The sequence below is a fragment of the Cellulomonas terrae genome (assembly GCF_007990265.1).
In the GTDB taxonomy this organism is placed as follows: Bacteria; Actinomycetota; Actinomycetes; order Actinomycetales; family Cellulomonadaceae; genus Cellulomonas; species Cellulomonas terrae.
This window is the reverse complement of the sequence record NZ_BJWH01000013.1, coordinates 111,413-117,585: the sequence shown is the minus strand read 5'-3', so window position 1 is coordinate 117,585 and position 6,173 is coordinate 111,413. Positions and strand designations below refer to the sequence as shown.

At 70.8% G+C, this 6,173-nt stretch carries 6 protein-coding genes; 1 reads left to right on the top strand and 5 read right to left on the bottom strand.

Annotation, left to right across the window (positions count from 1 at the left end):
* Positions 1-43: 43 nt before the first annotated feature.
* The 3 genes from CTE05_RS13090 to CTE05_RS13080 are packed head-to-tail and all read right to left on the bottom strand — an operon-like array spanning position 44 to position 2,039.
* Positions 44-784, bottom strand: a complete 741-nt coding sequence (locus CTE05_RS13090; RefSeq protein ID WP_146846757.1) for a hypothetical protein — start codon at positions 782-784, stop codon at positions 44-46.
* Entirely contained in the window at positions 781-1,680 is a 900-nt protein-coding gene (locus CTE05_RS13085) for an ATP-binding cassette domain-containing protein (protein WP_146846756.1), read from the bottom strand. Before CTE05_RS13085 ends, CTE05_RS13090 begins: the two co-directional genes overlap by 4 nt.
* Positions 1,677-2,039, bottom strand: coding sequence for a GntR family transcriptional regulator (locus CTE05_RS13080; protein ID WP_056025858.1), 363 nt, complete (start codon positions 2,037-2,039; stop codon positions 1,677-1,679). The genes CTE05_RS13085 and CTE05_RS13080 overlap by 4 nt, the downstream gene beginning before the upstream one ends.
* A 127-nt stretch (positions 2,040-2,166) precedes the next feature.
* Between CTE05_RS13080 and CTE05_RS13075 the strand changes: the two genes are divergently transcribed.
* Positions 2,167-3,660: a peroxidase family protein gene (locus tag CTE05_RS13075; RefSeq protein ID WP_146846755.1), complete on the top strand. Its 1,494-nt coding sequence runs from the start codon at positions 2,167-2,169 to the stop codon at positions 3,658-3,660.
* Between the two features lie 61 nt (positions 3,661-3,721).
* Here CTE05_RS13075 and CTE05_RS13070 read toward each other — a convergent pair whose 3' ends face one another.
* On the bottom strand, positions 3,722-4,771 hold the full coding sequence (locus CTE05_RS13070) for an aspartate-semialdehyde dehydrogenase (RefSeq protein ID WP_146846754.1): 1,050 nt from the start codon (positions 4,769-4,771) through the stop codon (positions 3,722-3,724).
* Between the two features lie 4 nt (positions 4,772-4,775).
* Complete coding sequence (locus CTE05_RS13065) at positions 4,776-6,047, bottom strand: aspartate kinase (RefSeq protein ID WP_146846753.1); 1,272 nt, start codon at positions 6,045-6,047, stop codon at positions 4,776-4,778.
* Positions 6,048-6,173 lie beyond the last annotated feature (126 nt).

The window sequence follows — 6,173 nt, the reverse complement described above, 5'->3', positions numbered from 1 at the left end:
CCACGGGACCGGCGCAGGCCGGTCCCGGAGCGGCGGGAAGGTGTCAGGCGGTGCGGGCGTGCACCGACGCGCCCCGCACGAGGCGGTCGAACGCGAACGCCATGAGGGCCGCGATCAGCAGGGACGCCGGGGCGGCGACGGCCAGCGGCTGGGTGCCGCCGAACCACGAGGACGTCGAGAACGGTCCGGCATCCTGCGAGAGCAGCGCGAAGACGAGCAGGATCGGTCCGGCGGTGAGGGGCAGCGCGAGCGTCCCCCACCAGCCTCCGGCGCGCTGGTAGGTGATCGCGACGAGGAGGCCGGAGACGTAGGCGACGAGGAGCAGCAGGGTGGTGCTCACGAGCAACGTCGGGATGTCGGTCGTGGGCAGGTTGAGGTCGTCGAGGACCTTCCACGTCCACCCGAACGCGCCGAAGACCGCACGCTCGGCGAGCAGCAGGCCGGAGTACACGACCGAGTACACGACGGCCGTGGCGGCGGCGGCCAGCAGCGAGCCGGCCGCGAGGCTGCGCCGGGTCAGCCCGCTCGCGACGTGCACCGGCAGGTACGCGGCGGTGATCGCGATGAGGACCGAGAAGGGGAACCAGACGGCGCCCTGGCGGGCGAACGCCAGCACGCTGTTGTTCACCTCCCCGACCTGGTTGATCACCACGAGCGCACCGGCCGCCACGATGACCGCCAACCCCCAGAACCACGCTGCCAGGTAGAGGTTCATCCACAGCAGCCAGGTCGCGGTGGCGCGGGTGGAGCTGCGGGTCGGTCGGCGTGCGGTGTCGATGGTCATCTCGACTCCTCGGAGGTGCCGACGGCGCTCGGCCGGTCGGTCAGGTGGACGAAGAGGTCCTGCAGTGCGACGGGTCCGAGCTCGAGGCCGGCCTGCCGGGCGCGCGCGGCGTCGTCGTCGCGTGCGCCGATCAACGTCGCCTGGGCGGTGCGTCCGAGCTGCTGACGGCCGACCACGTCCCGGCCGTCGACGAACAGCGCGACGGCCTCCGCCGGGCCCGTGACGGTGATCCCGCCGGAGCGCAGCGTGTCCGCGTCCGACGCCGTGAGCACCGTGCCGCGGTCCAGCACGACGACGTCCTCGAGCAGCCGCTCGATCTCGCCGATCAGGTGGCTGGACAGGACGATCGTGCGAGGGTGCTCCAGCCAGTCGGCCAGCAGGACGTCGTAGAACGCGTACCGCGAGGGGGCGTCCATGCCGAGGTGCACCTCGTCGAGCAGGGTCAGCGGCGTGCGGCTGGCGAGCCCGACGACGACCCCGAACGCGGACCGCTTGCCCCGGGACAGCCGGTCCGGCCGCGTGAGCGGGTCGAGCTCGAACCGGTCCATGAGCTGGTCCGCCAGCTCGCGGGAGAACAGGGGCCGGCGGTCACCGAGGTACTCCAGGGTCTGCTTGAGCTTCTGGTCCTGGGCGACGTCGCCGCTCTCCCGCACCAGGCACGTCCCGGCGAGCACCCGCTCGTTCTCCCACGGGTCCTCCCCGTCGACGAGCACCGTGCCGGACGTCTTGCGGCGGAACGCCGCGAGCACCGACAGCGCCGTGGTCTTGCCCGAGCCGTTGCGGCCGAGCAGCCCGGTGATGACGCCGGGACGGATGCTGAACGACACCGCGTCGAGGGCGACCGTCGTGTCGTAGCGGGCTGTGAGGTCACGGACCTCGACACCGTAGCCGCTCATCGCGGTCCCTCCTTCTCGCGGAGCCGCTCGACGATCTCCTCGACGCCGATGCCCAGCACGCGCGCCTGCTCGAGCATGGGCTCGACGACGTCGGCGAAGAACGACGCCCGGCGCTGCGCGAGCAGCTGCTCGCGGGCGCCCTCGGCGACGAACATCCCGATGCCGCGGCGCTTGTAGAGGACACCCTCGTCGACCAGCTCGGTGAACGCCTTGGCGGCGGTCGCCGGGTTGATCCGGAACGTCGTCGCGTACTGCGTGGTCGACATGACCTGTTCCTCCGCTCGTAGGGCTCCGGTGAGCACGTCCGACCGGATCTGGTCGGCGATCTGCACGTACAGGGGGTCACGCCCGTCGAACATCGCGCGCCTCCGTTCTTGGGTTCGTTACTTGACCAACTAACCATAGAGCCGATGTGCGGCGCAAGAGGTATCTGCACCGGTGTCCGTGGCTCATCCGGATGACCACCAGCAACGCCGAGGGGGAGCCATGCCGCACGGAGACGCCGACCAGGGCATCCGCACACCGAAGTCCACGTTCTACGACCAGGGTCGCTTCGGCAGGATGTTCCCGGCGCTGCCGGGGTTCGCCGCCGACACCGCCTCCGTCCGCGCCGCCCTCGTCGAGCTCGGCAGGCCCGGCGGCATCATGGACACCGGCGAGAGCCCGACCGCCGACCCGTTCGCGCTGATCGTCGACCCGACCCTGAGCGTCGACAACCCGGACAACCCGCGGCTCACGGCCGGCATGACGTTCCTCGGGCAGTTCCTCGATCACGACATGACGTTCGACCCGACGTCGAGCCTCGCCCGCACCCAGGACCCCGAGTCGATCCGGAACTTCCGGATCCCGGCGCTCGATCTGGACAGCGTCTACGGCGGCGGCCCCGGGGTGTCACCCCACCTGTACGACCAGACCGTCGACCACGGTCGCACCACGATGCTGGTCGAGCCCAACGTGGGCTCCGAGGCCGTCTGCATCGACCACGTGACCCGCTTCGACGTCCCGCGCAACGCCCAGCTCACGGCGCTCATCGGCGACCCGCGCAACGACGAGAACCTCATCGTCAACCAGCTGCACCTCGCGATCCTGCGCTTCCACAACCGCGTCGTCGCCGACGTGCGCGGCAGCCTCGGCCCGCTGGCCACACCCGCAGAGCTGTTCGCCGAGGCGCAGCGGATCGTCCGGTGGCACTACCAGTGGATGATCCTGCACGAGTTCCTGCCGCTGACCTGCGGCGACGACCTGGTCAAGGACATCCTCACCAACGGCCGGAAGTTCTACCACTGGCGCAACTCCCCGTACATCCCGGTGGAGTTTGCCGTCGCCGCGTACCGGTTCGGGCACTCCCAGGTGCGGCCCAGCTACCGCGCGAACTTCGGCACGTCCGCCACCGACCGCACGCTCCAGTTCTTCGCGGTCATCTTCGACCACACCGCCACCGGCACCGACCCCGGGGACCTCCGGGGCGGCTGCCGTGCCCCGCGCCGGTTCATCGACTGGCAGACGTTCTTCGACTTCGGCGGCGGCCAGGTGCGCAAGAACAAGCGCATCGACACCAAGCTCTCGTCGGCGCTCTTCCACCTGCTGGGCCAGCCGTCGGGCGAGCCGGACTCGCTCGCCATCCGGAACCTGATCCGTGGCCTGACCATGGAGGTGCCCTCCGGGCAGCGCGTCGCCGCCGCGATGCAGGAGACCCCGCTGCACGAGTCCGAGCTGGCCGACCTCGAGCCGTTCGGGCTGCACAAGCGGACGCCCCTGTGGTTCTACGTGCTCCGGGAGGCCGACGTCCGCGCCGACGGCGAGCACCTCGGGCCGGTCGGTGGGCGGATCGTCGCCGAGGTGTTCCACGGCCTCATCGACGGGGACCCGTCGTCGTACCTGTCGCAGGACCCGGACTGGACCCCGACCTACGGCAGTGACGACGACTTCGGCATCACGGACCTGCTGACGGCGGCCGGCGTGGTGGGCGCGCTGGCCTGACGCAGCAACGTCCGCACTCGGGAGGGCTGGGGGGCCCTCGAGTGCGGACGTTGCTGTGTGCTCAGACGGCGGTGAGGCGCTGGGCCGCGACCAGCTCGGCGATCTGGACGGCGTTCAGCGCCGCGCCCTTGCGGAGGTTGTCGTTGCTGATGAACAGCGCGAGACCGCGGCCGTCCGGGACGCCCTCGTCCTGGCGCAGACGACCCACGAAGGACGGGTCCTGACCGGCTGCCTCCAGGGGCGTCGGCACGTCGGTGAGCTGGACCCCGGGCGCGTCGGCCAGCAGCTCCGCGGCACGCTCCGGGCTCAGCGGACGCGCGAACTCGGCGTTGATCGACAGCGAGTGCCCCGTGAACACCGGGACGCGCACGCACGTGCCCGACACCAGCAGGCCGGGGATGTCGAGGATCTTGCGCGACTCGTGGCGGAGCTTCTGCTCCTCGTCGGTCTCGTTCAGCCCGTCCTCGACGATCGACCCGGCCAGCGGGATGACGTCGAACGCGATGGGCCGGACGTACTTCACGGGAGCCGGCAGCGTCACCGCGGACCCGTCGTGCACGAGCGCGAGCGTGTCCTGCTCGACGGCGGCGCGGATCTGGCTGTCGAGCTCGTCCGCCCCCGCGAGCCCCGAGCCGGACACGGCCTGGTACGTCGAGACGACCAGCCGCTGGAGCCCGGCCTCGTCGTGCAGGACCTTGAGCACCGGCATCGCGGCCATCGTGGTGCAGTTCGGGTTGGCGATGATGCCCTTGACGGCACCCGCGAGCGCGCCCGGGTTCACCTCGGAGACGATGAGCGGGACCTCGGGGTCGCGCCGCCAGGCCGACGAGTTGTCGATGACCAGCGCACCCGCGGCAGCGAACCGGGGGGCATGCACCTTGGAGGCCGCGCCGCCGGCGGAGAACAGGGCCACGTCGATGCCCGACAGGTCGTCGGTCTCGACGTCCTCGACGACGACGTCCGCACCCTTCCAGGGCAGCGTCGTGCCGGCCGAGCGTGCCGACGCGAAGTAGCGGATCGACGCGACGGGGAAGTCGCGCTCCTCCAGGAGCCGGCGCATGACGCTGCCGACCTGGCCGGTGGCACCGACCACCGCGATGTTCAGTCCCATGTCCCTACCGTCCCGTCCCGCCGTACACGACGGCCTCGTCTTCCGTGGAGTCCAGGTCGAACGCCGTGTGCACCGCGCGGACCGCCTCGTCGAGCGAGTCGGACCGGGTGACCACGGAGATCCGGATCTCCGACGTCGAGATCATCTCGATGTTGACGCCCGCGTCCGACAGAGCGGCGAACAGCCGCGCCGAGACCCCGGGGTGCGACCGCATGCCCGCGCCGATCAGCGAGAGCTTCCCGATGGTGTCGTCGTACTGCAGCGACGCGAAGCCGATGTCGGGCTGGTGCTCGCTGAGCGCCGCCGTTGCCGCCGCGCCGTCCGTGGCCGGCAGCGTGAAGGAGATGTCCGTGAGGCCCGTCGCGGCGACCGAGACGTTCTGCACGATCATGTCGATGTTGACGCCCGCGTTGGCGACGACCTCGAAGATGCGCGCGGCCTTGCCCGGCACGTCGGGCACGCCGACGACCGTGATCTTGGCCTCGCTGCGGTCGTGCGCGACGCCGGCGATGATCGGCTGTTCCACAATCTCTCCTTCGGCGGGCTGGTCGGTCACGAACGTGCCCGTATGAGTGGTGAACGACGAGCGCACGTGGATCGGTACCCCGTACCGCCGCGCGTACTCGACGCAGCGCAGCACGAGCACCTTGGCGCCGCTGGCCGCGAGCTCGAGCATCTCGTCGTAGCTGACGCGGTCGAGCTTGCGCGCGGTGGGCACGATGCGCGGGTCCGCGGTGAACACGCCGTCGACGTCCGTGTAGATCTCGCAGACGTCGGCCTTGAGCGACGCGGCGAGCGCGACGGCCGTCGTGTCCGACCCGCCGCGACCGAGCGTGGTCACGTCGTTGGTGGACGGGTTGACGCCCTGGAACCCGGCCACGATCGCGACGGAGCCCCGCGCGACGGTGTCCCGGATCCGGCTGGGCGTGACGTCGATGATCCGCGCCTTGCCGTAGGTCTCGTCCGTGATGACCCCGGCCTGCTGGCCGGTGAAGGACTTCGCGTCGACCCCGAGGTTGTGGATCGCCATCGCGAGCAGCGACATCGAGATGCGCTCGCCGGCCGTCAGCAGGATGTCCATCTCGCGCTGCGGCGGCAGCGGGGTGACCTGCTTGGCGAGGTCGATGAGCTCGTCCGTCGTGTCGCCCATCGCGCTGACCACGACGACGACGTCGTGACCCGCGCGCTTCGCCTCGGCGACGCGCTTGGCGACGCGCTTGATGCTGCTGGCGTCGGCGACGGAGGAACCGCCGTACTTCTGCACGATCAGGGCCACGGGAGAGCTCTTTCGCGGGCTCGGGACAGGTCCGGGCGAGTGTACGTGCGTGCCCACCAGGTGGGCATCGAGTTTCAGATGCCGGATCGCCGGCGCTCATGGTGAAGCGTTTGGGGACCTCCCGGC

What these genes read in the sequence shown, in the direction of transcription:
- CTE05_RS13090 (WP_146846757.1), bottom strand. Translation starts at nt 784, where the DNA reads ATGACCATCGACACCGCACGCCGACCGACCCGCAGCTCCACCCGCGCC.
- CTE05_RS13085 (WP_146846756.1), bottom strand. Translation starts at nt 1,680, where the DNA reads ATGAGCGGCTACGGTGTCGAGGTCCGTGACCTCACAGCCCGCTACGAC.
- CTE05_RS13080 (WP_056025858.1), bottom strand. Translation starts at nt 2,039, where the DNA reads ATGTTCGACGGGCGTGACCCCCTGTACGTGCAGATCGCCGACCAGATC.
- CTE05_RS13075 (WP_146846755.1), top strand. Translation starts at nt 2,167, where the DNA reads ATGCCGCACGGAGACGCCGACCAGGGCATCCGCACACCGAAGTCCACG.
- CTE05_RS13070 (WP_146846754.1), bottom strand. Translation starts at nt 4,771, where the DNA reads ATGGGACTGAACATCGCGGTGGTCGGTGCCACCGGCCAGGTCGGCAGC.